The following is a 24,975-nucleotide window of genomic DNA, read 5'->3' on the forward strand; positions in this document are numbered from 1 at the left end:
ACATTTAACGAATTAAAAAATAAGCTCGGCAGGACGCACTTATGAACACTCAAATCACCTTTTTTATCGCCCTTTCGGCCAGTGTTTTCAGTCATACGCTACAGGCCCAATGCCGCGCCGAGCAAGATGCGCAAGCCTTATATGCGCTCGAAGCGAATATAGAGACCTATACGCTACAAAATGGCCTAACAGTGCGATTACAGCCCATGGCAAATAAACAGACAGTCACAGTCGCCAGCCAATTTAATTTAGGCGCCCGCAACGAAGCCCAAGGTCAGAGCGGTTACGCCCATCTGTTTGAGCACATGTTGTTTAAAGGGAGTGAAAATGCCCCCGGCGATACCTATGCTCAGCAGTTCAGTGCTTTAGGTGCACGTTTTAATGCCAGCACGCATTTTGACTACACCAACTACTATGTGACGCTGCCAAACCAAGCATTAGAACTGGGCTTATATCTCGAAGCCGATCGCTTTATCCGCCCTAGCCTTAATGCCACTACGGTTAAAAATCAGCAGGAAACCGTACTGCAGGAAATGGCACAAACCATAGATAATCAGCCCTATATCCGCAGCGCGATGACGTTTTTACTCGAGCAAGTAAAAGGCACTCCCTACGGTCACGGTATTATTGGCAGTCGCGAAGATATCTTGCAAGCCACACCAGAAAGCCTAACGGCCTTTCACCGTGCTTATTATCGTCCCGATGCGATGCAGCTTTCCCTTGTAGGCAAACTAAGCCCACAAACCCAACAATGGATTGAGCAAAATTTTGCGGCTTGGTCTAGGCCAACGATTGCTGAACCTAAATTTTCTGAGTTAACAATCCAGCCTAAACAAGTACATGCTGAGTTAGTGGATGAGCGCGGACCTTGGCCTGGATTACTGCTTGCTTGGCATACCGTAGGTAAAGATCACCCCGATGCGGCGGCAATTCGGCTGCTAGAAGGCTATTTATTTCAAAACACCGCCAGTGCACTCGCTAAACTCAGTCTGCATAATCCCGAACAAATGCTCAGCTACTCCCTGCCCTTTGAGTTAGAAAATCACGGCATAGCGAATATCGTCTTGGTTCCACGGGCACGGACCTCACTCGATGCCTTAGTGCAAAAAGTATTGGGACTTGTGGCACAAACGCAGCAAGATGCTCTGGATGAAACAAGTCTTTGCACACTTAAACAAGTGTGGTTAAACAATCAATTACAACAACTGGATGACACACAGGCCTTAGCCATCAAGCTTTCCGCAACGTCGGCTCAAGATAAAGACCATCCCTTTACCGCGCAGTGGCAACGGATCAACGCAGTCACGGCCGACGATATCCAAAGCGTCGCAAAACGGTATTTCAACCAAGATTATGTCCGAGTCGACCTACTGCCACCTTGGTATATTCGCTGGGGTAAAACGCTACTGGAATGGCTGCCTAACGATATGAGTGACAGTTTAGAGGATGCGGTATTATGACGACTCAGACAATGTCAAAGCAGCTACAAGGCTTAATGTTCTGCGCTGTGGCTTTATCACTAAACGCCTGCCAGCAGACGCAAATCGTCTTCACGCCGAGCGAACCGCCGAGTTTGGCCCATTTTGAAACACCAAACTCTTTAGCCCATTCTTTGCCTAGCTCTTTGAACAATCATTTACCCAAAAGCGGCGTCATTATCCCAGTAACGGATGAAATTTTTACCGATGAAGTCCATACCGAATTGGATTTACCCTATCAGTTACATCGCCTTGCCTCAGTTCAAATGAATAGTAGTGTGAGTAAGAGGGTCAGTTTAGCGGCTGTGAGCCCGCAAGTTCCCTTCAATAATCCTGATATTTTACAGATTGCCTTTCAAGAAAAAGCCCGCGCACTTGCCATTAGCCGCGCAGATCCCTGTCTTGAGACTTTCAATATGCGTGTCAGCTTGCACAGCATTAATTTAAGCCTCACTTGCCCCGACGATGTTAACCATATCTACGGCTTACTACTGCAATTTTGGCAGCCAGATGCCTTTGTTGATGCGACAACCGCCCCCGTCGATGTCGACAATATTCGCCGTCAACTCAAGCTCAATAAACACTTAAACGCCTTTAGTGGCGCCGAGATAGATAAAGTGTGGCGCGATAAACTGCTCGGCCCTGAACATCCCTACAATAGAGTGATCAATAATAATGCATTGTTCGATTCGCTCAGCCTAAGGCAACTGCAACAAATCCAACAGCAGGCGGTAACACAAGCACAGTGGCATCTTTTTCTACCCAACTCTTTGGCAAATAACGCTAAATTTGACCTTCAAGCTAGCCTTAAACTGTGGCCATTATTGCCTAATTCAGTGCCGAAAGTGGATAAACTAGAGACAGTAAAGCCTCAGCAAATCAAGAGAATTTACCTTATTGATGCGCCTGGCAGCGTGCAAACCCAAGTCCGCCTAGGTTATGCCATAGATCATGTCCTAAGTGATGCATCAACTCAGCAGCAACTGAACCCACAGGAAGTCGCCTTAAGCTGTCGCAGTTTATCCGCACTCATGGGCCGCAGTTTTTCGGGCAGACTCTACTATGATTTACGGGAAAAACGCGGCCTCACCTATGGCATTTATGGCCAGTGCGCCAATGCACCGCTCTCCAGCAGTATCAAATTTTACGGCAGTACAGCCATAGAACACACAGGCGCGTTTGTGGTGGGCATACTCGATCACCTCGCACTCGTTAAGACGCAAGGTGCTAGCCAAGGTGAAATCGATGCACTTAAAACCTATTTGATCGGTGAAGATTTGCTCAGCCAAGACAACAGCATTCAACGTGAAAACCAATATATCCACCAAGTCGCGACAGGATTAACTCAAGTTGATGTGCAAAAGCTGAATGCAGAGTTGCAAGCTCTAACGCCCGAAAGGCTGCAGCAGTTAGCCAACGGGGCGTTTAGCGGTGAGCCATTGATTATCTTGCGGGGCGATGTTGCTCGAATTCTTCCTGACTTAAAAACCAAGCTACCAGAGTGGCAGTTTGAAAGGGTCAAGGTTGGCCGAACTGACAACTAAAGCCAAATAATCCTTCTAAAAGATTCAAATGCGCGATCGACAGATTAGAGCTTATTGGTCGCATTGTCGCTGGCAGGCGGTGCGCCATTATCCCCCTGCGTCATCTGTTCATGGCCTTGTTCCATTTGTTGTAAATCTTCCATCGCCGAATCCTGCTGCATGGCCTGCGGATCAGGATCCGCTGCCGGTAATACCGCCATATTGTCGGCATTCGCGCTATTTGGCGTAGCAGGTTGATCAGGAGCCATACCATTTACGGCCTTAGACCCCTCGATTGCCGGAGACACCTCAGTTTTCAACGTGCTGTCACTAAGATTAGGTAACCACTCACGCAATTGCTCGGGTCCAAAACTAAAACCTAACGCTATGACGACAGTTGCCACTGCAACATACAGCCAAGGGCGAATCGCCAGATTATCACCTCTTAGCAAAGTGCTTTCACTGGCATATAAATGCGCATCCGAGCGTTGAGCTATTGGCGCGAGTGCTTGTAGCATGTCCGGCAAGGCATCGAGTTCAGGACCTTTAATACGCTGACCAATAAACTGCCCACCTTCGTAAATCTCCATCTGATGACTGGCGACTTCACCGTCAACCACACCAGAACTGGTAATAATCAACTTATTACAACAGACTCTTCCGCGAAATACGCCGCAAACCCGCAGCTCATGACAACTGACTTCACCAGATATTTCGCCGCCAAGTTCGATCTTAATTTGTCCTGCTGATCTAATCTTGCCCTGCAATTTACCCGCAATGAATGCCGCGCTCTCTAACTGAATGTCGCCCTCAATCAAGGTTTGTGCACTGATAACCGTAATGCCATTGCCCTTACTCGCCATAGGATTCATTCCATATCATTATTTTTGTGACAAAGATGTTATGGTAAAAGTCCTCGAGAATAAAGCACTGGTTTCGCTTAGTATTTAACCTAAGCTTCAGAGCGGGACTTAAGTCACGTCAGCGACTATGTTACCCTGCGCATCTTGCCATATGGCTCCCGAGTACCTGAATATGAGTAACAGGATGCCTCAAAAAGGTGAGTGCTGATATCGCACTAAATTAAGCCTAAAGAGCGCAGGATCTACTGCAACAAACACCGAAAACAAACCGCCAACGAGACCCCGACATGGCACATTCAAACTCCGCTAGCTCGCAATCGATAACCCCAATCGTGACACCACTTGAAGCGTATCGCGCCAAGGTGAGCATAGATCTCATTGACGATCCCGCGCAGCAACAGGCGGTGTTGGCGCTCGATGCGCTATTTAAGCAGTTGATGCTACGACCATATTCAGCACAGTTTCCCCTTATCAACAAACAAGCAATCAAAGGTCTGTATCTGTGGGGCGATGTGGGTCGGGGCAAAACGTTTCTGATGGATTTGTTTTTCGATTGCTTGCCGAGTGAAGGTAAGTTAAGACTGCATTTTCACCGATTTATGGCGCGGATTCACCAAGCATTACGCGAACATTCGGGTAAACGAGATCCGTTAACTCTCATAGCTAAAAATCTCGCAAAAGAGTGCAAGGTGCTGTGTTTCGATGAGTTTTTTGTCTCGGACATTGGAGATGCCATGATACTCGCTGGGCTCTTTGAATGCCTATTCAAACAAGGTGTGGTGCTGGTCGTCACCTCAAATATTCCCATAGAGCGCTTATATGAGAATGGCCTAGCTAGGCACAGATTTTTACCTTGCATCCAACTGCTGCAAACACACACTCAAATGCTGCATCTCAATGGCAACCAAGACCATAGGATGCACGCCAGCAATCCTTCATTAAACAACGAGATTGGCATTGATAGCGCTGAAGTTAATTCCTCGATTTCCCGCAATATAGGCATTACCGGAACACTCGATTTTGAGCAGATTTTTGACAAGCTAGTGAATAGGTTAACGCCAAATACACCCAATATGAGCGCTATTGGCATTAGTGATAGCAGAATGAGTAATGCTAGCCTCACCATCTGCAACCGTGAAATTCCAGTGATCCGCGCCGCTATAGCACCAACAGGCAACTCAGTCGCTTGGTTCGACTTTTATGCCCTATGTGACGGCCCGAGATCCCAGCTCGATTATATCGAAATAGCCAGTCGATTTAAGATCTTAATGGTAAGCGGCGTTCCCAAATTAGGGGGGGAAATCAAAAGCTGGATCCGTGCCCGCGGCACAGAGGACGGTACAGGTGATAACCAAGCCGCAGCCACGGGCGAGCGCAAACTCTCCTATGCGGCCAACGACGACCCAGCACGGCGTTTTATCAGCTTAATTGATGAGTTATATGATCAAAATGTCAGCTTATATCTCAGCTGCGACGTGCCACTGAGTGAACTCTATCAAGGTGGCGCACTCAGTTTTGAATTCCGCCGCACCTACAGTCGATTAATAGCAATGAGTCGAAGTGAATGGCCGTAAAACATTAGCGATTTATCGCTCTGTTGAGTTAGACCAAACCCCTAATATTGATAAGCAAGAAGTTAGCCATCACGATAAAAATTCGAGGAACAATTAGTGACAAGATAATTCATGCATTCAGAATATAACAAGTCAAATACGCTATTTGCAGATACAAGCCTAGAAAGATGAATAAGTACCTAAATTGAAAATCTGCAATCATAGACAAACTAGTACAACAAAAAAAATTATAATAATTAAAAATCAAATACATAAAATAGAAAACTCATCTGCCATAATCGATTCAATTCACACAACTAAATGACTCATTACGTTCAATTTGCTTCTAGCTGTTGCTAACCTTGAGTTTTAAGGTACGGTGTAACTTAGTTTCAATTGTTCTAATTTACAGCCTATAGGTTTAAATCGATCAAATTTACAACCTGCAACATAAAAGCTGAAAAATATAATCTATAGTTTATGCAATCAACTAAAGACTCATGATTCTGAATAAGCGCCATGACACTTAGTTCGAAGTATTCGCTAGAAAATATTAAGAACTGCCTTAAACGGAACTATTTTAAATACAGGGACGATTAACTTATGTGGTTACGACAATTTAAGATTGGCTCACGATTAATTGCTGCGTTTGGATTACTTGCTCTTGTGTTGCTACTTCAAGGAATCATGTCATTACAGACGATGTCATCCATGCGATCCACTGCAGAAGAAATTGAAGATAATACCCTACCTACGCTGGTCAGTCTGTCGAGCATCAACCTCAATGTGATGCGCGCTAGGGTGTTTACATTTCGCCTGTTATTAGCAAATTCGGCAGCAGAACTTAACAAAGGACTCGATACATTAAGGCAAATCCGCCAGAGTATTAAAACGGATCAAAAAAACTATGAGCCTTTAATTAGCCTGCCAGGTGAGCAGGAGCTTTATCAAGAATTTAGTGGCAGCCTTGATCTGTATTTGAAGCATCAAGATGAGATGATCAGCAAGCTACAGGCGAATGATGCAGCCGAAGCTAAACGGATCATGGATGATGTCATGATAGTGCAAGCCGAAAAAATGACAAAGACGCTCATTAGCATTGGCAGCTTGAATACTGAATATGCAAAGGAACAAGGTCAAATAACTGCACAAGCCTACGACGAGAGTAAATGGCTAAACAGCATTATGATAGTGGGCTCCTTAATCGCTGCATTTGTAGTGGCAATATTTTTAACTCGCAGTATCGTGCAGCCAATGAAGGAAGCTGTAGGCATTTCAGTGGCAGTCGCAAGGGGGGATTTAACGCAGAAAATCAGCACAGAGGGTAAAGATGAAACCAGTCAACTGATGCAATCATTAGCTGAAATGCAGCAAAACCTGCGCGACACTTTATCCCATATAGCAAACTCCTCTAGCCAGCTCGCCTCCGCCGCCGAAGAACTCAATTCAGTCACTGAAGATGCTTCCCGCGGCATACAGCAACAAAATGATGAAATTCAGCAAGCGGCAACTGCGATTACCGAAATGAGTTCGGCAGTAGATGAAGTTGCCAATACGGCGGTGCTCGCTTCAGAAGCCTCTGAAGAAACCGCCCGCAGTACCGAATTAGGTAAAAAACAGGTAGATCAGACAGTCGCAGCCATTATCGACATGAATCAGGATGTGACACAAAGTTCACAGGTTGTTCAAACCTTAGCGATTCAAGCGAGGGATATAGGTAAAGTTCTCGATGTGATCCGCGCCATTGCTGAGCAAACAAATTTACTGGCCTTAAACGCAGCCATTGAAGCGGCGCGAGCGGGCGATACAGGCCGTGGTTTTGCGGTTGTTGCTGATGAAGTTCGTGCCCTAGCCCATCGCACTCAGTCCTCAACCCGTGAAATTGAAGACATGATTAACAAAATCCAGCATGGCACCGAAACGGCTGTGCAATCGATGCAGCACAGCGGCCAAAAGGCTGAGCAGGCACTCTCAGTCGCAAGATTAGCAGGGGATGCATTAAACACGATTAATCGCCAAATCAGTACGATGAATAACAGCAACATGGTCATCGCAAGCGCCGCCGAAGAGCAAGCGAAAGTCGCACGCGAGGTCGATAAAAACATTGTGAATATTAGTGATCTTGCCAGCCAAAGTGCTGCGGGGGCACAGCAAACCAGTGCCTCGGCACATGAACTCTCAAGACTCGCCGTTGAACTGAACAATCTACTGACGCGATTTAAAGTCTAGAGTATCGCTTTATAATGGAATCTGAGGGTAATGGCGCAAGATGTGTTCAACAGTTACCCTCAATGCATAACGCTATGATCTAGTTTAATAAAGCTTCCATAATACAAGCGAGACTCAAGAGTGCTAGGACCGAGTTTGCGGTGCATGATTAAAGTGCATAGCCAATTCACTGATATCAGTGGCAACCCATTCTGGCTCGATACACTCGACCAAATGCGCCGCCATAAAGTCCACCAGTTGCATGGCGGCATAGGGCAAACGGCGATCTTTACGGCCAACTAGATACCAGTTACTTTCGAGCGGAAACCCCGTAACAGTTAGAATTGCAGGTTTTTCGCGCCCTTCTTGCAAGGTATGCGCCGAAATCACCGACAAACCTAAGCCCGACGCGACGCTCAAGCGTATCACCTCATTACTCTCGATTTGCATAGTGTCACCGAGCGTGATGCCTTGTCCGCTGCACCAAGACTCGAACATTAAGCGGGTGGCTGACCCCGGTTCGCGCACGATAAAACGCTCATTCTTAAGCTCGTTAAAATTCACTTGTTCACGACCCACTGCCCAATGCTCCTTTGGTGCAATCAGTTGCAGCGGATTTTTAATGATGCGTGCAGATAACACGTTATCGCCACTTGGAGGATGACTGAACAGGTATAAATCATCTTCTTGACGTTCAAATCGACCTAATACATGGGCACGGTTACCAATGTTTAAGGTCACTTTAACCTGTGGAAACTGCCGATAAAATGCCCCTAAAATTCGTGGTAACACGTATTTGGCGGTAGTGACAATACCGATATTGATGTGACCGACACTGCCACCTTTAGCCTGCTGCATAAAAGCATCGAAATCCTCAAAACGACTCAAGGTATCGCAAGCTGCGCGGTACAACTCATTACCAATCAAGGTCGGTAACATGCGGCCATCACGACTCTCGAGTAATGGCTCGCCCAACACATCGGCCAGTTTTTTTAGCTGTAATGACACTGTGGGTTGAGTTAAATGCAATGCCCTCGCCGCTGCGGAAATATTACCTAACCGCACCACTTGCACATACACCTGCAGTAACCGAAAACTCAAATGCCGCAATTTAAGCTGAGTCGATGACGAACGCTTATCCATAGACAATTATCTATACCTAGGTGGTAAACAATTTATTTTTCAATATAACTAATTAGGTCCAAAATCACCAGCCATCAGGATCACTCGACAAACAAGCGCGTTTTGTACCGCTTAAAAGTCAAACTTAATGAGATACCCATGCCCGATATTGTCATTGCATTTTTCGCCTTAGGCCTGTTAGCTGGCCTAGTGAAATCAGATCTTAAAGTCCCCCCCGCGATCTACGAAACCCTATCCATACTGTTAATGCTTACCTTAGGTTTAAAGGGCGGAATGGCGCTCCACGGTCACACTCAAAACTTAGTGATCACTGAGCTGTTAGCGGTTGTTGCCTTAGGTTTGATTATCCCCTTGGCCTTATACCCTGTACTAACTCGGCTGGTTCGCATTGGCCATACCGATGCCATTAGTATTGCCGCCCATTACGGCTCCGTCAGCGCGGGAACCTTTGCGGTGGTGATGGCTATGGTTGAAAAATCTGGGCTGATCTTAAGGCCAGAAACGACCCTATATCTCGTGCTGCTGGAACTACCTGCTATTGTCGTAATGCTCTGGTTACACAGATACTTAAGTGCCAAAAAAGCAATTGAAACATCACCCAAAAATGAAAATCAATCAAGCGTGTTACACGAAGCCTTAACCAGTCGTGGCGTTGTATTACTCCTTGGCGGTGTGGTGATAGGTTGGCTTTACGGCCCAACGGGACTTGCGCCACTTACACCTGTGTTACTAGGAGGGTTCAAAACCTTACTGGCATTATTTTTACTGGAAATGGGCTTAGTAACGGCCAAAGTGTGTTTACCGCTACCACTTAAGCAATGGCGCTTATTAGTGTTCGCCGCCGTAACGCCCTTTGTATTGGCTTGGTGTGGTATTGGTGTAGGCGTTTGGCTGGACTTACCTTCAGGCAGCATTTTAGTGTTAGCGGCATTAAGTGCCAGCGCATCTTATATCGCAGCGCCAGCGGCCATTCGAGCCGCAATCCCCGAAGCCAATATAGGTCTGGCTATGCTAGCCTCACTTGGGATCACATTTCCGGTTAACGTGCTAATTGGCTTACCCTTATATCAACATTGGGTAACGCTCATTACAGCTTAGTACTTCTTCGCCGAATAAAGTCCAATGAAAAGGGAGACATTATTGTCTCCCTTTTCATTGGCATAAGCGTAAACAATTTAAGATGCATCACTGTGATGTGTGGCTTTATTCTGATACATGGCTTTATCGGCGGAATCTAACAGATCCTCCAAGCTCATATCTGAATCCGGTGTCCAATGGGCGATACCTATGCTGGTCGCCAATCTATGTTGCTTAGGATGCTGTTGATTATATTGCTCAAGTAACTGCTTAAAACGCTCGATGACCCGATTGACTGTATCTCTATGCACAAAACTTAGCAGCACCACAAACTCATCGCCGCCAAGCCTTGCGATCACATCCGACTCCCTAAAAGCGGTCATTAAGATATGGGCAAAATCATATAACACCTGATCGCCCTTGCGATGACCAAAGCTGTCATTCACTTCCTTAAAAAAGTCGAGATCGAAGAATACTAAGGCCGCCTCAGATTCGGTACGTCGACAACTCGCCAGTGACTGATGGGCCAGTAATTCAAAACCACGTCGATTCGAAATAGCCGTCAAGGGATCTAAGGTATTTTGCGCGATAGAGAGTAATTCAGCCTCTACCATTTGTCCTAAATCCGTTAAGGTTTCAATGTCTTCAGCCGTAAAATCCCGCGGTTCAGTGCCGATTAAACACAAAGTACCCACCCGATATTGCCCGTGAATGGTGAGGGGATAGCCGGCGTAAAAGCGAATATGCGGCTGCTCAGTCACCAGTGGATTGTCACTAAAGCGCGGATCTTTGAGGGCGTCATTCACGATAAAAATATCGTCTTGATTGATTGCATGGCCACAAAATGAGATTTCCCGTGGTGTTTCAGTCACCTCCAATCCTTGGCGAGATTTAAACCACTGCCGCTCGGCATCCACTAAGGTCACAACACAAATCGGCAAAGAGAAAATTCTGCGCGTGAGCCGAGTAATACGATCGAAACGTTCTTCGGCATCAGTGTCGAGCACATTGAGTGCGCGTAACGTGGCCAAACGTTGCAGCTCGTTTTCAGGGATAGTAGGTAATTGCATGGTGCTCTCTGCTAACTGCTCTCATTAAACTCTAGCCTAAATGGTGCATTCTTGCGGTGTTAAGGCTGATATTCGTTTCAGCCTTACTCCCTTTAAATGACTGTATAGATGACTGTACTATTCAAGCACAGCGCGATAGATATTGAGCACTCGCTCGGCATGTTCCTCAACCTCTAACACAGGTAACTGCCCCGCCTTTTGTTGCAGAGTCAGGCGATGATTTTCATCCCGCAGTAAGCAATAGGTCTGAGTTAAATGCTGGGCACTCATCATTGGCAAGAGTTCAAGCTCAGCTAATACCCCAAAAATCCGCACATTGTCGGACCAAATCGTTAGCTCTGGATACTCGTGGGCATTAGCCAGCACTAAGTACTGGGCAATAAACTCAATATCGGCAATCCCGCCTGGACTCTGCTTTAAATCAAACATGCCATCACTGACTTTAAGCAAGTGATCGCGCATCTTCTGACGCATCTCACGTACCGCTTTTTGCAGCTCAGCTTTATCACGGGGCTTTTCCAATACTGAAGCGCGAATATGACTGAATTTAACCGCTAAACTATTGTCGCCAAAAACAAAACGCGAGCGCACTAAAGCTTGATGTTCCCAAGTCCACGCCTCATTAGCTTGGTATTCGCCAAAACGCTCAATCTCACTGACCATCAAACCCGAGGCGCCAGAAGGACGCAGGCGCATATCCACTTCATACAACTCTCCCGAAGTGGTGCGAGTCGAGAATAAATGCAGAATGCGCTGGGCGAGTTTGAGGTAAAAATGACCAACTTCAATCGGGCGATCACCATTGGTCAGGCCGTTCTCTGTTTTATTTTCACACAAGAAAACTAAATCGAGATCGGAGCCGTAACCCAATTCAATCCCGCCGAGCTTGCCATAACCGACAACGGCAAAGCCTGTGTCACTGCCCTCAAGGTGAGCGGGCACGCCGTGGCGCACTGAAACCTGTTGCCACGCCTGCATCACCACTTGTTCGATAATAGCTTCGGCTAAAAAAGTTAAGTGATCGCTCACTTGCATCACGGGTAAAACACCCGTGACATCGGCTGCGGCGATTTTAAGTTGTTGTGAAAGCTTAAATTGTCGCAGCGCTTCCATTTGCTGCTCCATATCATCCTCGGGCACGCGCATCATGTACTGACGCAGCTCGCTCGGATAATCGTCGATGGAGGTCGTGTCATAGAGCTGCGACGGATCGATAAGCTCATCGAGCAACATGGGAAATTTAGCCAACTGCGCGGCAATCCAAGGACTGGCGCAACACAAGCTCACTAACTGCTGCCGCGCACCAGGGTTTTCACACAAAAGCTCAAGGTAAGTGGTGCGAGTTAAAATCTGCTCCAGCACCTTAGACACGGGCTCAAAAGCTGACGATGGACTCTGTTGATTAATCAATTCTTCCAATAATCTTGGCATTAATTTATCTAAGGTTTCTCGCCCGCGTGGACCAATCGAACGCTTAGTCACTGTTTCGCGCCAACTGCTGAGCATAGGGCACAGCTTGTCATCATCAATTTGCTGTTCGGCCAACAACGCGATCCCATCATCAAGGTCTTGCATGTTCCACAGCTGCGTCGTCCAATGTTCAGCTTTTTCTTCGCCTTCTTCGCCGCCCACTGTGGCTTTAAAATGACGATGGATTTTGCTCATTGCCGCTTCAATATGAGTGCGTAAATCAACCTCATTAGCCATATCGAGTACATGGCACAATCGAGCCCAATCCAATGGATTATTCGGTAAGGTTTGGGTTTGTTTATCGTCAATGGCTTGCAGCAGATTCTCAACCCGGCGCAGCAGTAAATAACTGTGTTTAAGCTCATCCACCGCCAAATATTCAAACTGCCCTAAGCTGTAAAGCGTATCGATAGCACCGAATAAACTCTGCTGACGCAACGCAGGCTCACGGCCGCCACGGATCAATTGGAAACTTTGCACCACGAACTCGACCTCACGAATACCGCCTGCACCGAGTTTAATATTGTCGGTCAAATGACGGCGCCGCACTTCTTGCGCGATGAGTTGCTTCATTTTCCGCAGGGATTCAATTGCCGAAAAGTCGATATAACGGCGATACACAAAGGGTCTCAGGAGGCTGTGTAGTTCATCGGAGAAATGGTTCCAAGGCCCGAGCGCACGCGCCTTGACCATGGCATAACGCTCCCAGTCTCGTCCTTGTTCTTGGTAATAATCCTCAAGACCGCTAAAACTCACCACCAAGGGGCCACTTTCACCGTAGGGACGCAAACGCATATCCACGCGGAACACGAAACCATCGACAGTGACTTGATCGAGCAAGTTCACTAACCTTTGCCCCATGCGGATAAAGAATTGTTGATTGTCTAAACTGCGACGACCGCCGACGGTTTCGCCATGCTCAGGAAACGTGAAAATCAAATCGATATCGGAGGAGAAATTAAGCTCGCGGCCGCCTAACTTACCCATGCCTAAAATCAGTAGCGGTTGCGGATTCCCTTCTTTGTCCATAGGCGTGCCATATTGAGCGCACATATCTTTATAGAGCCAATCGCGGGCGCAGATCACTAACGCTTCGGCGAGCGCCGACAGATCAAGCAAGGATTCCTCTAAACTGGCATAGTCTAAAAAGTCACGCCAAGCTAAACGCACCATTTGATAGTTACGAAACCGTCGCAGGGTGGTTTTAGCCATCTCCTCAGTGGTCGTGCTAGCCAGTTCTTCATGTAAATCAACATCAAAGTTTTTACGATCAATCAGGCTTAACTCGCCCGCAAACAGCATAGCGATCCACTCGGGATGTCGGCATAGTTGAGCCGTCACATAATCACTGAGTCCCAAAACCGTTTTGAGTTCTTGCTGCTGAGCAGGCGTTAATTGCGCAAGTCCTTCGGACCATGCTTCCTCTAATCGCAGCCAATTGCGTTCAGCGGTTTGATTAATAAGAATAGACAATGACTTATTACTGTCTTTTTGCATGGTCATAATAATCCCTAACAAATTTAGCTATCGACATATTATGTCGTAAATGATATAGATTGACGCCACATCATGTTATGTTCGACGAGACTTGCAGCTACCTGATGTAACACACAAATAAAGGTTTACACTTTTATCTGTGGCATTTAAGGGTACTATAACCTGCGCGGCAGGCATATTGGGCAAGCGGATTATTATTGCCTGCAAGTATTTGAGTTTTATTTCATTACCTTTTGGAGAAAACATGGCAGGAATGCTAACCCGTGTTCTCACATCGATACTTTTTTTAGCCGTTTCGCTATCGCTGACGGGTTGTGGCGATGACAGACCGGATAAAATCGCGAAGTATCAACAACTCACACAGCAACGACTCGCTACGCTCACGACGATGATCGATGACGGCCAGTTGCGTAACGCTAATCTCTTAAAACAATACACGACACTGCTAAAGCAACAGAAACCCGATTTAGCACCCTTACTCGATGAATTAGCAAAGGATTCTGGTACTCAAGGTCCCATGTATACCTCGCTAAAACGTCGTTTAGATGAGTCGAAAGTGGCGAGTAACTTTGCTGATCTCGATCAACAGCTGGCCGAAGCAGAAAATCTTTATCAAGCCGCAGATCCCAGTCTGTTTAACGATATGTTGTCTGATCCCGTCAACGTGGTCGCCGATATGTCCGACGGCAAACTGGCTCGCGTAAATGCGATTAGCCGTGAGGCCGCAACATTAGCCAATGGCGGTGAAGATTTTGGTCCAGGCAGTCAATTAGTTGGTAATCCCTCTTACGGCAACTGGCAAACCGACTCGAGCGGCACTTCGTTTTGGGCTTGGTATGGCATGTATTCGATGTTTTCGAATGTCTTCAATCGCCCAGTTTCCTACGATCGTTGGTCGGGTAACCGAGGTTATAGCTATTACAATGACGTAGGTCGTTATCGCTATACCTCACCCAAGCAAGCGGATGCGCAAAATAAGACCTTCGAACAAACGAAAAAACGTTTCGACTCACAAGGCAAGCGCTTTGACAGCCCTTATGCTAAACCGCGAACTGGTGGCACGGCGTTATCCCGTGAAAGTACCAGCGCACCTAAGGCCAGCACGACAAGTGCGAGCAAGAGTTCGAACAGTAAGTTTCGATCTAACTATGCTAAAGACAGCAGTTTCCGCAATTCCAGCAATCGCACGACCCGCAGTGTGCGCCGGGGCAAGTAACTAAGGATTTCCAATGACATTATTTCAGGATTTCGGTATCACACCAGAGCTAGCCATCATTCTGGCTATCGATCTCACCATAGCCGTGATTTTGCTAACGCTAATGCGTTATTTGCAAGGTTGGAGTGTAAAGGTCAATAGCAGTAAGGAGCTTGCAGAGCGGGATAACTTTGCCTTTGGCATAAGTACCGCTGGCGCAGTTGCCGCCCTAGGCATAGTGCTTACAGGCGCTATCACAGGCGCTGCGGCACACTCTTATCTTACCGAAGCGATTGGCATGAGCTGCTATGGTTTATTCGGTTTAGTACTGATTAAACTCGGCCGTTTTCTCCACGATAAAATAGCGCTAAATGAGTTTGATAAAAACGAGCAAATCATCAAAGGTAATGTGTCCGTCGCTATTGTCGATGCTAGCGTTGCTATTGCTACCGCCATTATCATTCGCTCCGTCTTGCTGTGGGCAGAAGATTTAACGGTCGATACCTTCATTGCCATCTTCAGCGCCTTTGCGATTTCGCAGTTGATGTTAGTGCTACTCACGCGCTGGCGTGAAAACCGTTTCGCAAGCCGCAACCAAGACTCGTCTATGCAGCAAGCCTTAGCCCAAGGTCATACAGCGTTAGCGCTACGCCATGCGGGTTACATGATTGCTATGGCACTGAGCTTCAATGCCGCTAGTCACTTTATTATTTATAATCCAACGGCTTATGTGACTAACGTGATCGGTTGGTTAGTGTTCTCAGTCATTATGCTGATCGCGCTATCCTTACTGCTGTTCGTCGTGAAGAAACTGGTATTGGCCCGTATCGATTTAGCCGATGAAGTGGAAAGACAACACAATATCGGTATCGCCGCAGTAGAAATGGCGATCAGTATCGCTATCGCACTTATTCTTACGGCACTGATGGCTTAATCGAATGCAAGAAATTAGCTTAACTCCCTCGGCGGCTAAACCTAGCCGCCTAGGTTGGTTCGATGATGTTCTCTTATTGGGCATTATGGCCGTATTAGCAGGTTGCGGCCTGATCTACGAATATCTTTTATCCCACTATGCGGGCCGCATTTTAGGCGCATTAGAAGCCGCCATTTACACCATGATAGGCTTAATGATTGTCTCCATGGGGCTAGGTGCCTTCGCCGCGCGTAAGATCCGTGATGCCTTTACCGGTTTTGTGATTTTAGAACTTACAGTTGCACTCTGTGGCTCACTCGCCATTTTAATCACAGCAGCGGTGATTGGTTTTGGTCAACAACTGCCATTAATCATTGCGAATACCTTAGGTTTACCGCCAGATCAACTGCCCGAAGGTGGCATGATAAGCTCGCTGCAAAAACTCAGCGAATACTTACCCTATGTGTGGGGTGTGTTATTGGGCCTGATGATTGGTATGGAAATCCCGCTGATTGCTAGGGTTCGCCAATCCCTTTCCGACGAGCATTTACTGCATAACGCGGGCACCATTTACGGAGCTGATTACATAGGCGCAGGCATAGGTGCCGCCATTTGGGTTGGCTTTATGCTCGCCATCGATATCCAACTCGCCGCCGCCTTAACCGCCAGTTTCAATCTATTGGCAGGTTTTGTGTTTATTTGGCGATTCTGGCCTAAAATCCGCCGCCCTAAACTGCTTTTGAGTGGGCATTTTATCGTGACTGGTGTCTTACTCGTATTAGCAATCCACGGCCCACGCTGGGAGCAAGAATTCAATAATTTGCTCTATAAAGACAAAGTGGTTTACGCCAAGGCGACACGTTTCCAACAGCTGACCTTCACCGAGCGGTTGCGCGGTAACGGTCTGCCGCCCGTTTATGCTTTATACATCAATGGTCGCTTACAATTTTCTAGCATAGACGAGCACATCTACCATACGTTTCTCGTTCATCCTACGCTCGCGGCCAGTGCCCGTCACAACAAAGTGCTGATCATTGGCGGCGGTGATGGACTCGGTCTCAAACAAGTACTGCGCTGGGAGCCTGAACAAGTCACGCTGCTCGATCTCGATGTGGGCCTAGTGCAATTATTTAAATCGCCCGATACAGATATGCCCGATAGTCTCAGTCGCGCTATGTTGGCGCTCAATGGCAATGCACTGAACGATCCCCGTGTCACAGTGATCAACGACGATGCATTTAATGGTGTCGATAAACTGATTGCCACAGGCGTGAAATACGATGCGATTATCGTAGACTTGCCCGATCCGAGCCATCCCGATCTTAATAAGCTCTATTCGGACTATTTCTACCGTAAATTAAAGGAACTTATGAGCAGTGATGGCGCTCTGACTGTACAGTCAACATCGCCTTACCATGCCCCTAAGGCCTTTATTTCGGTAGCAAAAACCTTGGCATTGGCGGGATTTGACGTCAAGCAGTACCATCATAATGTGCCCAGTTTTGGCGAATGGGGCTGGAGTATTGCAACCTTAGGCGGGCTCGATGCACAACACAGATTAGCGAAGTTAACTGAGTTGCCCATCAAAGATGACTGGCTCACTTTAGGTTTAGTGGATGGCGCCTTTGAGTTTCCAGCCAATTTTTATCAAGATGCCGCCAACATAAAACCCAATGAATTGGGTTCATTGCAGCTGTATCACTACCATTTGCAAGATTGGTCCGAGAATCAAGGACTGGATCTTTTTTAATAGGATGAGATAGTACTTGACATATTATGTCTCGGTGCTATCTTTGAACACAGACATAATATGTCAATAAGGACAAATATGAATATCCATACCATTGCCAACCACCTCAACAGTCTTGGCAACAACAGCCAAACTGGCTTTCAATTTGATTGTTATCCAATCGATGGTGAAGTCGAAGTGTTGCAAGTGAATGTGGTCGGCCGTGAAGAAATCCCGGTATTTGTATCGGTAACGGACAACCAAGTACTTTGCATCAGCTACCTGTGGGGCGAGAACGAAGTAAATCAAGAACGTCGCAGTGAAATGTTTGAAACCATGCTAGAGCTCAACATTCCAATGCCCTTGTCAGCTTTTGCAAAAATTGATGACAAATACGTGGTTTACGGTGCGCTATCACTACAATCTAGCATGCTCGAAATCGAGCAAGAATTAGCAGTTTTATCTGATAACTGTTTAGAAGTTATTGATGAATTGGTCGACTATCTGAAATAAGGAGCCACAAAATGGGCATTCTGAATAAAATTTTAACAGCGTTTCGCGGTGGTGCCACCGAAGTTGGCCAAAGCATCGTTGACGCAAACTCAACCCGTATTTTCGAACAGGAAATCCGTGATGCAGAAAAGCATTTAACCAATGCTAAACGTGAACTGACCGATGTCATGGCAAAAGAAATGCAAGCCAGCCGTGAAATTGACCGTCTGAAACGTTCGATTGCAGAACACGAAGGTTATGCGACTCAAGCATTGGACAAAGGTAATGAAGCCTTAGCGATTGAAATTGCTGAAAAGATTGCTCAGTTAGACCAAGAGTTGTCTGAGCAACAAAGCGCCAACGACAGCTTTAGCGCCCATGCTGCACGCTTGAAAGACTTAGTGAAGAAAACCGAACGCCAATTGTCTGATTATCAACGTCAGTTGAGCATGGTTAAAACCACCGAAAGCGTCCAAAAAGCGACGGCAACCATTACTGACTCGTTCGCGTCTAGCAACTCTAAGCTGCTGAACGCTAAAGATTCACTAGAACGTATCAAGGCACGTCAGCAACAATTTGACGACCGTTTAAAAGCGGCTGAAACCTTAGCCGATGAAAACAGTGATAAGTCGTTGCAAGCCAAACTAGCCGAAGCAGGTATTGGTGAGCAAAAGTCAAACGCAAATGCAGTGCTAGATCGAATCAAAGCACGTAAAAGCTAAGCAATGATTGACCGAATGCCGAGTCTCAGTGGGATCATCACCCCCTACTGACCTCGGCATTTTTTTGTTTCATCCTCATTAAATAAAAATGACCACTATTGCCCGTGAATATCCGCAGCCAATCAATATGAGGCCGCACGCGAGCATAGTCAGCAGGAGTCACTATGGGATTTTTCAATAGTATTTTTGGTAAGAAAGCCCCGCCACAGCGCGAGCTCAATCACCCGTCCCAGCTCAATGTCGGCGACATGATCTCAATTGATGATAGTTTTGCCCTGCCACCACAACTCCGTGGTCAACAATTAAGAGTCGAAGCCGTACATACTTACGAGTCTGAACGTAAACAACACTCCGAGTGGTTACTCAAGGGACATGGTAGTGATACTCTCTTTTTGAGCATTGAAGAAGACGACGAAACCTATCTCGCCTTTTCGATTAAGGTTTCTCGCGCCCAAGTGGAGCAATTATTCGATCTCGAGCAATTCAGCGCCCTGTTCGAGGAACCGGGTCATGCCGAGTTAACTACGCAAGTATTACCGGCCGACTTAGCTGAACAACTTGAACAATGGCTTGGAAAACAATACCACCAAGTGACTTTTGCCGCTTTTGGCTATTTCCATCGTCAGGATTATCGTGGCCAAAAGCCGCCACAGGATGCCAATGGCGCCACAGGTGAGCCCTTTGAGTACTATTTATTACTTGATGACAATGAAAGCTGCGCCGTCGAAGTGGAAGTCTACGAAGGGGGTGATACCGATGTTGTCTTGACCCTATATCGCCCGCTAACGGATATTCGGGAATACTGGCCGGCGAAATAACACGAAAATAAGATAAAGTGCGTGCTCGCACTTTATCAATAATCCCAATACAATCTCACAGATAAGCGCTAGAAACGGTTGATAGCAATAGGTAATACGCCATGAGTAAAACCAAACACCCTCTGCCCGAGCAATGGTTAAAGAACCAACAAGCCGCTAAGGCGACACAGGTTGCCTTCGATCTCGATGAAAAATTTCAATACTCTATTCGTAAAGCCGCGTTAGATGCAGGCGTTAGCCCTTCTGATCAAATTCGCACTATTTTAGGTCTTAGCGTATCGAAACGGCCAACGCGTCCGCGTCTTACCGTGTCACTCAATGCAGATGACTATGTGCAACTGGCAGAGAAATATGGTTTAAGTGCCGATTCACAGCTAGAAATTAAACGTCGTGTACTCGACGATTTAGTCCACTTTGTTGATGAAACCTAAAGCAACGCTGATCTCAAGCGCCAACCCTTCTTACCATTGGCTGGCGCGATTAATCGATTTATAGCCCTTTTATTAACTCAGTCAATTTACTCACAGCCTAAAGTCTTTTACTTTAGTAGTGATATTCGCCGCACTTAACAGGGATCATGTTTGGCATGACAGATAAAACCCCATGGTCGCTTCGCACCCTTGGCACTCCTTCTCCATTCGAAATGGCGATGATGCTATTGTCCTTGCTGTCGGTGATCATAGTACTTGTCATGACCTTCGGCCGCTTAGATAGCGAAACCTACCGCTTACTCTTCTTTGTCGATACCAGTATTTGTATGATTTTTATGATCAACTTCTTTGTTGGGTTGATCCGTGCTCGCGATAAACGCTTTTTCATTAAACACCATTGGATTGATTTTATTGCCAGTATTCCGGCAATTGAAGCCCTACGTATGGCACGGCTTTTTCAAATCCTACGGGTAATACGCCTGATCCGCATGAGTCGCTCACTGTTGCTCCCACTGGTAAAACAACGTAAACAAGCCACCTTAGCCAGTTTACTGGTTGCTATGGTGACGATTCTGACATTAGCTTCCGTCATTATGCTCATTGTCGAAAGCGGCACCGAAGGCGCCAATATCCAGACCGCTGAGCAAGCGATTTGGTGGGCATTAGTCACTATCTCTACCGTCGGCTACGGCGATTATTATCCTGTAAGCACAGCAGGCCACATCATAGGTGGCGTGGTCATTGTCAGCGGTGTGAGTTTTTTTGGGGTGATTTCAGGTTATATGGCATCGGTATTTGTCGCGCCAGATGAATCTGAACGCCAAGAACGCCAAGATGCGCATAAAGCCGAAATCAAATCAGAGCTTGAATTAGCGTTAGCGAGAATGGAAGAGAACCAACAAAAAATAGAACAAAATCAAGCGCAAATGCTGGCTCAAATTGCGGAACTTAAGCAGGCTATCGAAACAAAAAATAGCTGACTTTGTTGAGAAAACGGACTAATGAAAAGGCTCAATCTATATTAGATTGAGCCTTTTCCGTTTATCAGCGATAAAAAGTAATATTACCAGTAGACCTGCTGTTGCATCGCGTTACGGCGTGTCGATTCCATAGCAAACAACAAACTCTGCTGCTTGTCTTCCAGCCACTCAGCTAAATTGATATCTAACTCCCGACTCGCATCCTGTAAGGCGCGATAACAAGCCAAAGTTTTAATCCCAAGCGCGAGATCTTGCCAAGGTGCACGAAATGCGTCCCGTGATTTCGCCTCATATAAACTGCCGTAGGCATGACCCACAAGAATGCTCGCATCCAACACTGTGGCCACTTGTAGATAATTCGCCGCTGTCATGACGCTATTGAGTGGCATGACCTCAATTATCGCCATCCAAGAAGCTTGCTGAGCACGATCGGCATGCTGGCGTAAGCTAGGCTGATGGGTGATATCCACTTCACCAGCACTCATCTTTAGCAACAGTTCAACAATAGCCAGCTGTAGTTGACCATATTCGATCTGTTGCCATAAGGAGAGTAAGCGTCCCGTCAGATTAATCTCTGTCAGTTGCGCCAGAAGTCGCGCCTTAACTTGGGCATGTTGGCCAAGTTTAGCAAATAAGCCTCTTTGGCTACCAAGCAAGGCGGTCAACGCCTGTGCCTGCTCAATAAAATCGAGCTGCTTTTCAATCAGCATAAATTGGCTAGACAGTGTCACATTCAATAATTCGAACTGATTTAAGGTCATTCGCAGCAAACGAATACAGGCGCGCATCCGCCACCATAGTGCCACACAGGCTTCAGGGTCACTTTCCTCTGCGATCATGCTCTCTAATAATTGCCAGCGCTCAAGGGCGGTTTCAAGCAGGATTTGGCAGTTTGCACTTAAATCCTGTGAAGAAGAATCGTGTGACTCGGCCAGTGGCAGAAATTCCAATGCTTTTAAATCGAGCGGCTTAGCCTTGCCCGCCAATCGATAGCCCCGCTGCGCTTTACTGGCCTTACCTAAACGCACTGGCACCACACTCGCCACTTGCATCGCTAGCTTAAGTAGCGCCTCAGTATCGCCACTGAGGAGTTCAAACTCGAGCTCACACAGGGCTTCTTGCTGGCCATTTGCGGTGATGTCACCTATGTCTAACGCAACTTCGACCACGCTGTTATCAATCTGAACATGCCAAGCGCGACGATAAAAATCGGTGTGAAATATACAAGTCAACTGAGCTTGAGTAGCTGCTAAATCGGCATCAGCGGGCCAAATGTTGATAGGAAATAGACTTAAGTCTGGGCTATCGGATTGGATAGTCACATTGTATTCGGGCCGCGAATGAATGCCGCCCACGACTTGTCCTGCGGTTTTTATGGTCTGCTCTCGGTGCGCATCGTAACCGCGCACCCGCAATCCCATGTCCCACTGACGTAATTGCAAGTCAGGGGTGTCGAAGTAACCATTCGCCAAACGACGTTGACCTTGAGGTACGGCATTATCGAGACTATCTAACTTATTTATCAGGGATTCTTGATATATCGGCAGGAAAAACAGTTTTAATTCAATCTCAGCATTCATTGCGTAACCGCTCATTTTGTCATCAAATATTCATCGATGCGTCATCTTTAGTTCATAATGTCACAAATGTGTCATAAAAATCCCGTAGGATTTGGTTTTGCAGTTGGTATATAACCCGTTAGAATAAACCTGTCGTTTTTTCTGAAAAAACACAGTTTCAATACGCGGACGCATAGGTTAACATGCGCCCGCTTTTTCCAATAATGGAACAATCTAAATAGGTAAACGGCAATGCCAGTAAACTCTATTTTGGGCGTGTTTGCAAAATCGCCAATTAAGCCTCTTCAAGAGCACATGGACAAAGTACACGATTGCGCATCGTTACTCGTCCCCTTTTTCGAAGCCACTATCACAGGTAACTGGGACAGTGCAGTTCAATTACGTAAGCAAATTAGTTTAGCCGAGAAGCAAGCAGATTCACTGAAGCGTGAAATCCGCCTTACTCTGCCAAGCGGTTTATTTATGCCAGTAGAACGTACAGATTTATTGGAACTTTTAACTCAACAAGACAAGATAGCCAACAAAGCCAAAGATATTTCCGGTCGTGTTATCGGCCGTCAGCTGTTAATCCCTCAGGTCATGCAAGTCCCATTTATTGCTTATCTACAACGCTGTATCGATGCGGTAGCACTAGCAAAACAAGTCATTAATGAACTCGAAGATCTGTTAGAAACAGGTTTCCGTGGTCGTGAAGTCGACTTAGTGGCAAAAATGATCAATGAACTCGATATCATCGAAGAAGATACTGACGATCTACAAATTCAGTTACGCCGTCAGTTATTCGCTATGGAATCTGAATTGAATCCTGTCGATGTGATGTTCCTCTACAAAACGATTGAATGGGTCGGTGGTCTTGCAGATCTTGCCGAACGCGTCGGTTCGCGTCTTGAGCTTATGCTGGCTCGCGTTTAACAAATTAAGGTTATCAAGGTATCAATATGGTTGATGCAGGTATTGAGGTGGCTAACGTCTTAGTCACCAATGGCCCGTGGCTTATTGCCATTGCGGCTGCATTTGGTTTTCTCATGGCATGGGGTATTGGGGCGAATGACGTCGCCAATGCGATGGGAACCTCTGTAGGTTCAAACGCAATTACAATTAAACAAGCGATTATTATCGCAATGATCTTTGAGTTTTCCGGTGCATTTTTAGCTGGGGGCGAAGTTACCAATACCATTCGTAGCGGTATTATTGATTCTAGCTATTTCACTGCAACTCCTGAATTGCTGGTTTACGGCATGATAGGATCATTGTTGGCAGCAGGTATTTGGCTTGTCGTCGCATCGGCTCTTGGCTGGCCAGTATCAACGACTCACTCCATCGTCGGTGCCATTATTGGCTTCGCCGCCGTGGGTGTTGGTGCAGATTCAGTCTCATGGGATAAAGTAGGCGGGATTGTAGGCTCTTGGATCGTAACCCCCGCTATTTCGGGCTTTATGGCATTCATCCTCTTCCAAAGCACTCAAAAACTCATTTTCAACACTGACGATCCATTGAGTAATGCTAAGCGTTTCGTACCTTTCTATATGGCATTTGCTGGTTTCATCATGTCATTAATGACGATTATGAAAGGCTTATCCCATGTTGGTCTGCATTTCTCAGTTACCGAGTCTTACCTACTCGCAGGTGCTATTGCTGCTGTAGTTGGTATCTTAGGTAAAATCGCCATTTCACGCTTACAAATGAGTGATAAAGCAGATCGTCAAACCCAGTTCAAAAACGTTGAAAAAGTGTTTGCGATCCTGATGGTTTTGACTGCTTGTTGTATGGCTTTTGCCCATGGTTCAAACGATGTAGCAAATGCGATTGGTCCATTAGCGGCGGTTGTTTCTGTCGTCAATAGCGGTGGTGAGATTGCAGCGAAATCACCTCTAGTCTGGTGGATTTTACCTTTGGGTGCCGTAGGTATTGTGATGGGTCTGGCGATTTTTGGTCAGCGCGTTATGCAAACTATCGGAAAAAACATCACTCACTTGACGCCAAGTCGTGGTTTTGCGGCAGAATTAGCCGCGGCAACGACTGTAGTTATTGCTTCTAGCACTGGTTTACCTATTTCTACCACACAAACCTTAGTGGGTGCGGTATTAGGTGTAGGTATGGCCCGTGGTATCGCAGCGATTAACATTGGTGTGGTACGTAATATAGTCGTATCTTGGGTTGTGACCTTACCAGCAGGTGCTGGCCTATCAATCATCTTCTTCTATATGATTAAAGGTATTTTTAATTAAGAAGT

Annotated in this window: 20 protein-coding genes; 15 read left to right on the plus strand and 5 right to left on the minus strand. The window is 46.4% G+C overall.

Annotated elements, in window-relative coordinates:
* Positions 1-41: 41 nt before the first annotated feature.
* On the plus strand, positions 42-1,460 hold the full coding sequence (locus L5M51_RS03630; protein WP_263171643.1) for a M16 family metallopeptidase: 1,419 nt from the start codon (positions 42-44) through the stop codon (positions 1,458-1,460).
* The gene (locus L5M51_RS03635) at positions 1,457-3,022 is read left to right on the plus strand and encodes a M16 family metallopeptidase (RefSeq protein ID WP_263171644.1); all 1,566 of its coding nucleotides are present in this window, start codon (positions 1,457-1,459) and stop codon (positions 3,020-3,022) included. The genes L5M51_RS03630 and L5M51_RS03635 overlap by 4 nt, the downstream gene beginning before the upstream one ends.
* Before the next feature lie 44 nt (positions 3,023-3,066).
* On the opposite strand, the gene L5M51_RS03640 is transcribed toward L5M51_RS03635, so the two are convergent.
* Positions 3,067-3,864, minus strand: coding sequence for a polymer-forming cytoskeletal protein (locus L5M51_RS03640; protein WP_263171896.1), 798 nt, complete (start codon positions 3,862-3,864; stop codon positions 3,067-3,069).
* A gap of 287 nt (positions 3,865-4,151) precedes the next feature.
* Here L5M51_RS03640 and zapE point away from each other — a divergent pair, with 287 nt between their 5' ends.
* Both zapE and L5M51_RS03650 read left to right on the plus strand, forming a co-directional pair.
* Positions 4,152-5,438 carry a cell division protein ZapE gene (gene zapE, locus L5M51_RS03645; protein ID WP_263171646.1) on the plus strand — a complete coding sequence of 429 codons (1,287 nt, stop codon included), beginning with the start codon at positions 4,152-4,154 and terminating at the stop codon, positions 5,436-5,438.
* 582 nt (positions 5,439-6,020) lie between these two features.
* On the plus strand, positions 6,021-7,646 hold the full coding sequence (locus L5M51_RS03650) for a methyl-accepting chemotaxis protein (protein ID WP_168822572.1): 1,626 nt from the start codon (positions 6,021-6,023) through the stop codon (positions 7,644-7,646).
* 123 nt (positions 7,647-7,769) lie between these two features.
* Here L5M51_RS03650 and L5M51_RS03655 read toward each other — a convergent pair whose 3' ends face one another.
* Positions 7,770-8,768, minus strand: a complete 999-nt coding sequence (locus tag L5M51_RS03655) for a LysR family transcriptional regulator (RefSeq protein ID WP_263171649.1) — start codon at positions 8,766-8,768, stop codon at positions 7,770-7,772.
* Between the two features lie 138 nt (positions 8,769-8,906).
* Between L5M51_RS03655 and L5M51_RS03660 the strand changes: the two genes are divergently transcribed.
* The gene (locus tag L5M51_RS03660) at positions 8,907-9,866 is read left to right on the plus strand and encodes a sodium-dependent bicarbonate transport family permease (RefSeq protein ID WP_263171651.1); all 960 of its coding nucleotides are present in this window, start codon (positions 8,907-8,909) and stop codon (positions 9,864-9,866) included.
* A gap of 77 nt (positions 9,867-9,943) precedes the next feature.
* Here the strand turns inward: L5M51_RS03660 and L5M51_RS03665 are convergent, their stop codons facing one another.
* Positions 9,944-10,915, minus strand: coding sequence for a sensor domain-containing diguanylate cyclase (locus L5M51_RS03665; protein WP_263171653.1), 972 nt, complete (start codon positions 10,913-10,915; stop codon positions 9,944-9,946).
* A gap of 117 nt (positions 10,916-11,032) precedes the next feature.
* On the minus strand, positions 11,033-13,888 hold the full coding sequence (gene glnE / locus L5M51_RS03670; protein ID WP_263171654.1) for a bifunctional [glutamate--ammonia ligase]-adenylyl-L-tyrosine phosphorylase/[glutamate--ammonia-ligase] adenylyltransferase: 2,856 nt from the start codon (positions 13,886-13,888) through the stop codon (positions 11,033-11,035).
* A 238-nt stretch (positions 13,889-14,126) separates the two neighbouring features.
* Here glnE and L5M51_RS03675 point away from each other — a divergent pair, with 238 nt between their 5' ends.
* The 8 genes from L5M51_RS03675 to L5M51_RS03710 all read left to right on the plus strand — a co-directional run bounded on the left by L5M51_RS03675 (position 14,127) and on the right by L5M51_RS03710 (position 21,162).
* Positions 14,127-15,098 (plus strand): hypothetical protein, encoded by a 972-nt coding sequence (locus tag L5M51_RS03675; RefSeq protein ID WP_105251557.1) that lies wholly within the window; start codon positions 14,127-14,129, stop codon positions 15,096-15,098.
* A gap of 13 nt (positions 15,099-15,111) precedes the next feature.
* Positions 15,112-16,011: a DUF350 domain-containing protein gene (locus L5M51_RS03680; RefSeq protein ID WP_113939026.1), complete on the plus strand. Its 900-nt coding sequence runs from the start codon at positions 15,112-15,114 to the stop codon at positions 16,009-16,011.
* A gap of 4 nt (positions 16,012-16,015) precedes the next feature.
* A complete protein-coding gene (locus L5M51_RS03685) occupies positions 16,016-17,740 on the plus strand; it encodes a polyamine aminopropyltransferase (protein ID WP_263171656.1) in 1,725 nt (574 codons plus the stop codon).
* Positions 17,741-17,818: 78 nt separating this feature from the next.
* Positions 17,819-18,232: a YjfI family protein gene (locus L5M51_RS03690; protein WP_105251554.1), complete on the plus strand. Its 414-nt coding sequence runs from the start codon at positions 17,819-17,821 to the stop codon at positions 18,230-18,232.
* 11 nt (positions 18,233-18,243) lie between these two features.
* Entirely contained in the window at positions 18,244-18,933 is a 690-nt protein-coding gene (locus L5M51_RS03695; RefSeq protein ID WP_028761835.1) for a PspA/IM30 family protein, read from the plus strand.
* Positions 18,934-19,097: 164 nt separating this feature from the next.
* Positions 19,098-19,751, plus strand: coding sequence for a hypothetical protein (locus L5M51_RS03700; protein WP_028761836.1), 654 nt, complete (start codon positions 19,098-19,100; stop codon positions 19,749-19,751).
* A gap of 101 nt (positions 19,752-19,852) precedes the next feature.
* On the plus strand, positions 19,853-20,182 hold the full coding sequence (locus L5M51_RS03705) for a hypothetical protein (RefSeq protein ID WP_028761837.1): 330 nt from the start codon (positions 19,853-19,855) through the stop codon (positions 20,180-20,182).
* Between the two features lie 155 nt (positions 20,183-20,337).
* Entirely contained in the window at positions 20,338-21,162 is an 825-nt protein-coding gene (locus L5M51_RS03710; RefSeq protein ID WP_105253058.1) for an ion transporter, read from the plus strand.
* Positions 21,163-21,245: 83 nt separating this feature from the next.
* Here the strand turns inward: L5M51_RS03710 and L5M51_RS03715 are convergent, their stop codons facing one another.
* The gene (locus L5M51_RS03715) at positions 21,246-22,742 is read right to left on the minus strand and encodes an inorganic triphosphatase (RefSeq protein WP_263171658.1); all 1,497 of its coding nucleotides are present in this window, start codon (positions 22,740-22,742) and stop codon (positions 21,246-21,248) included.
* A gap of 231 nt (positions 22,743-22,973) precedes the next feature.
* On the opposite strand from L5M51_RS03715, the gene L5M51_RS03720 reads away from it, so the two are divergent.
* Positions 22,974-23,654 (plus strand): TIGR00153 family protein, encoded by a 681-nt coding sequence (locus L5M51_RS03720; RefSeq protein WP_105251552.1) that lies wholly within the window; start codon positions 22,974-22,976, stop codon positions 23,652-23,654.
* A 26-nt stretch (positions 23,655-23,680) separates the two neighbouring features.
* Positions 23,681-24,970, plus strand: a complete 1,290-nt coding sequence (locus L5M51_RS03725; protein WP_113939029.1) for an inorganic phosphate transporter — start codon at positions 23,681-23,683, stop codon at positions 24,968-24,970.
* Positions 24,971-24,975 lie beyond the last annotated feature (5 nt).

It is taken from the genome of Shewanella sp. SM73, assembly GCF_025653795.1.
Lineage (GTDB): Bacteria > Pseudomonadota > Gammaproteobacteria > Enterobacterales > Shewanellaceae > Shewanella > Shewanella oncorhynchi.

What these genes read in the sequence shown, in the direction of transcription:
- L5M51_RS03690 (WP_105251554.1), top strand. Translation starts at nt 17,819, where the DNA reads ATGAATATCCATACCATTGCCAACCACCTCAACAGTCTTGGCAACAAC.
- L5M51_RS03695 (WP_028761835.1), top strand. Translation starts at nt 18,244, where the DNA reads ATGGGCATTCTGAATAAAATTTTAACAGCGTTTCGCGGTGGTGCCACC.
- L5M51_RS03720 (WP_105251552.1), top strand. Translation starts at nt 22,974, where the DNA reads ATGCCAGTAAACTCTATTTTGGGCGTGTTTGCAAAATCGCCAATTAAG.
- L5M51_RS03685 (WP_263171656.1), top strand. Translation starts at nt 16,016, where the DNA reads ATGCAAGAAATTAGCTTAACTCCCTCGGCGGCTAAACCTAGCCGCCTA.
- L5M51_RS03700 (WP_028761836.1), top strand. Translation starts at nt 19,098, where the DNA reads ATGGGATTTTTCAATAGTATTTTTGGTAAGAAAGCCCCGCCACAGCGC.
- L5M51_RS03725 (WP_113939029.1), top strand. Translation starts at nt 23,681, where the DNA reads ATGGTTGATGCAGGTATTGAGGTGGCTAACGTCTTAGTCACCAATGGC.
- L5M51_RS03650 (WP_168822572.1), top strand. Translation starts at nt 6,021, where the DNA reads ATGTGGTTACGACAATTTAAGATTGGCTCACGATTAATTGCTGCGTTT.
- L5M51_RS03715 (WP_263171658.1), bottom strand. Translation starts at nt 22,742, where the DNA reads ATGAATGCTGAGATTGAATTAAAACTGTTTTTCCTGCCGATATATCAA.
- L5M51_RS03630 (WP_263171643.1), top strand. Translation starts at nt 42, where the DNA reads ATGAACACTCAAATCACCTTTTTTATCGCCCTTTCGGCCAGTGTTTTC.
- L5M51_RS03665 (WP_263171653.1), bottom strand. Translation starts at nt 10,915, where the DNA reads ATGCAATTACCTACTATCCCTGAAAACGAGCTGCAACGTTTGGCCACG.
- L5M51_RS03635 (WP_263171644.1), top strand. Translation starts at nt 1,457, where the DNA reads ATGACGACTCAGACAATGTCAAAGCAGCTACAAGGCTTAATGTTCTGC.
- glnE (WP_263171654.1), bottom strand. Translation starts at nt 13,888, where the DNA reads ATGACCATGCAAAAAGACAGTAATAAGTCATTGTCTATTCTTATTAAT.
- L5M51_RS03675 (WP_105251557.1), top strand. Translation starts at nt 14,127, where the DNA reads ATGGCAGGAATGCTAACCCGTGTTCTCACATCGATACTTTTTTTAGCC.
- zapE (WP_263171646.1), top strand. Translation starts at nt 4,152, where the DNA reads ATGGCACATTCAAACTCCGCTAGCTCGCAATCGATAACCCCAATCGTG.
- L5M51_RS03680 (WP_113939026.1), top strand. Translation starts at nt 15,112, where the DNA reads ATGACATTATTTCAGGATTTCGGTATCACACCAGAGCTAGCCATCATT.
- L5M51_RS03710 (WP_105253058.1), top strand. Translation starts at nt 20,338, where the DNA reads ATGACAGATAAAACCCCATGGTCGCTTCGCACCCTTGGCACTCCTTCT.
- L5M51_RS03660 (WP_263171651.1), top strand. Translation starts at nt 8,907, where the DNA reads ATGCCCGATATTGTCATTGCATTTTTCGCCTTAGGCCTGTTAGCTGGC.
- L5M51_RS03705 (WP_028761837.1), top strand. Translation starts at nt 19,853, where the DNA reads ATGAGTAAAACCAAACACCCTCTGCCCGAGCAATGGTTAAAGAACCAA.
- L5M51_RS03655 (WP_263171649.1), bottom strand. Translation starts at nt 8,768, where the DNA reads ATGGATAAGCGTTCGTCATCGACTCAGCTTAAATTGCGGCATTTGAGT.
- L5M51_RS03640 (WP_263171896.1), bottom strand. Translation starts at nt 3,864, where the DNA reads ATGGCGAGTAAGGGCAATGGCATTACGGTTATCAGTGCACAAACCTTG.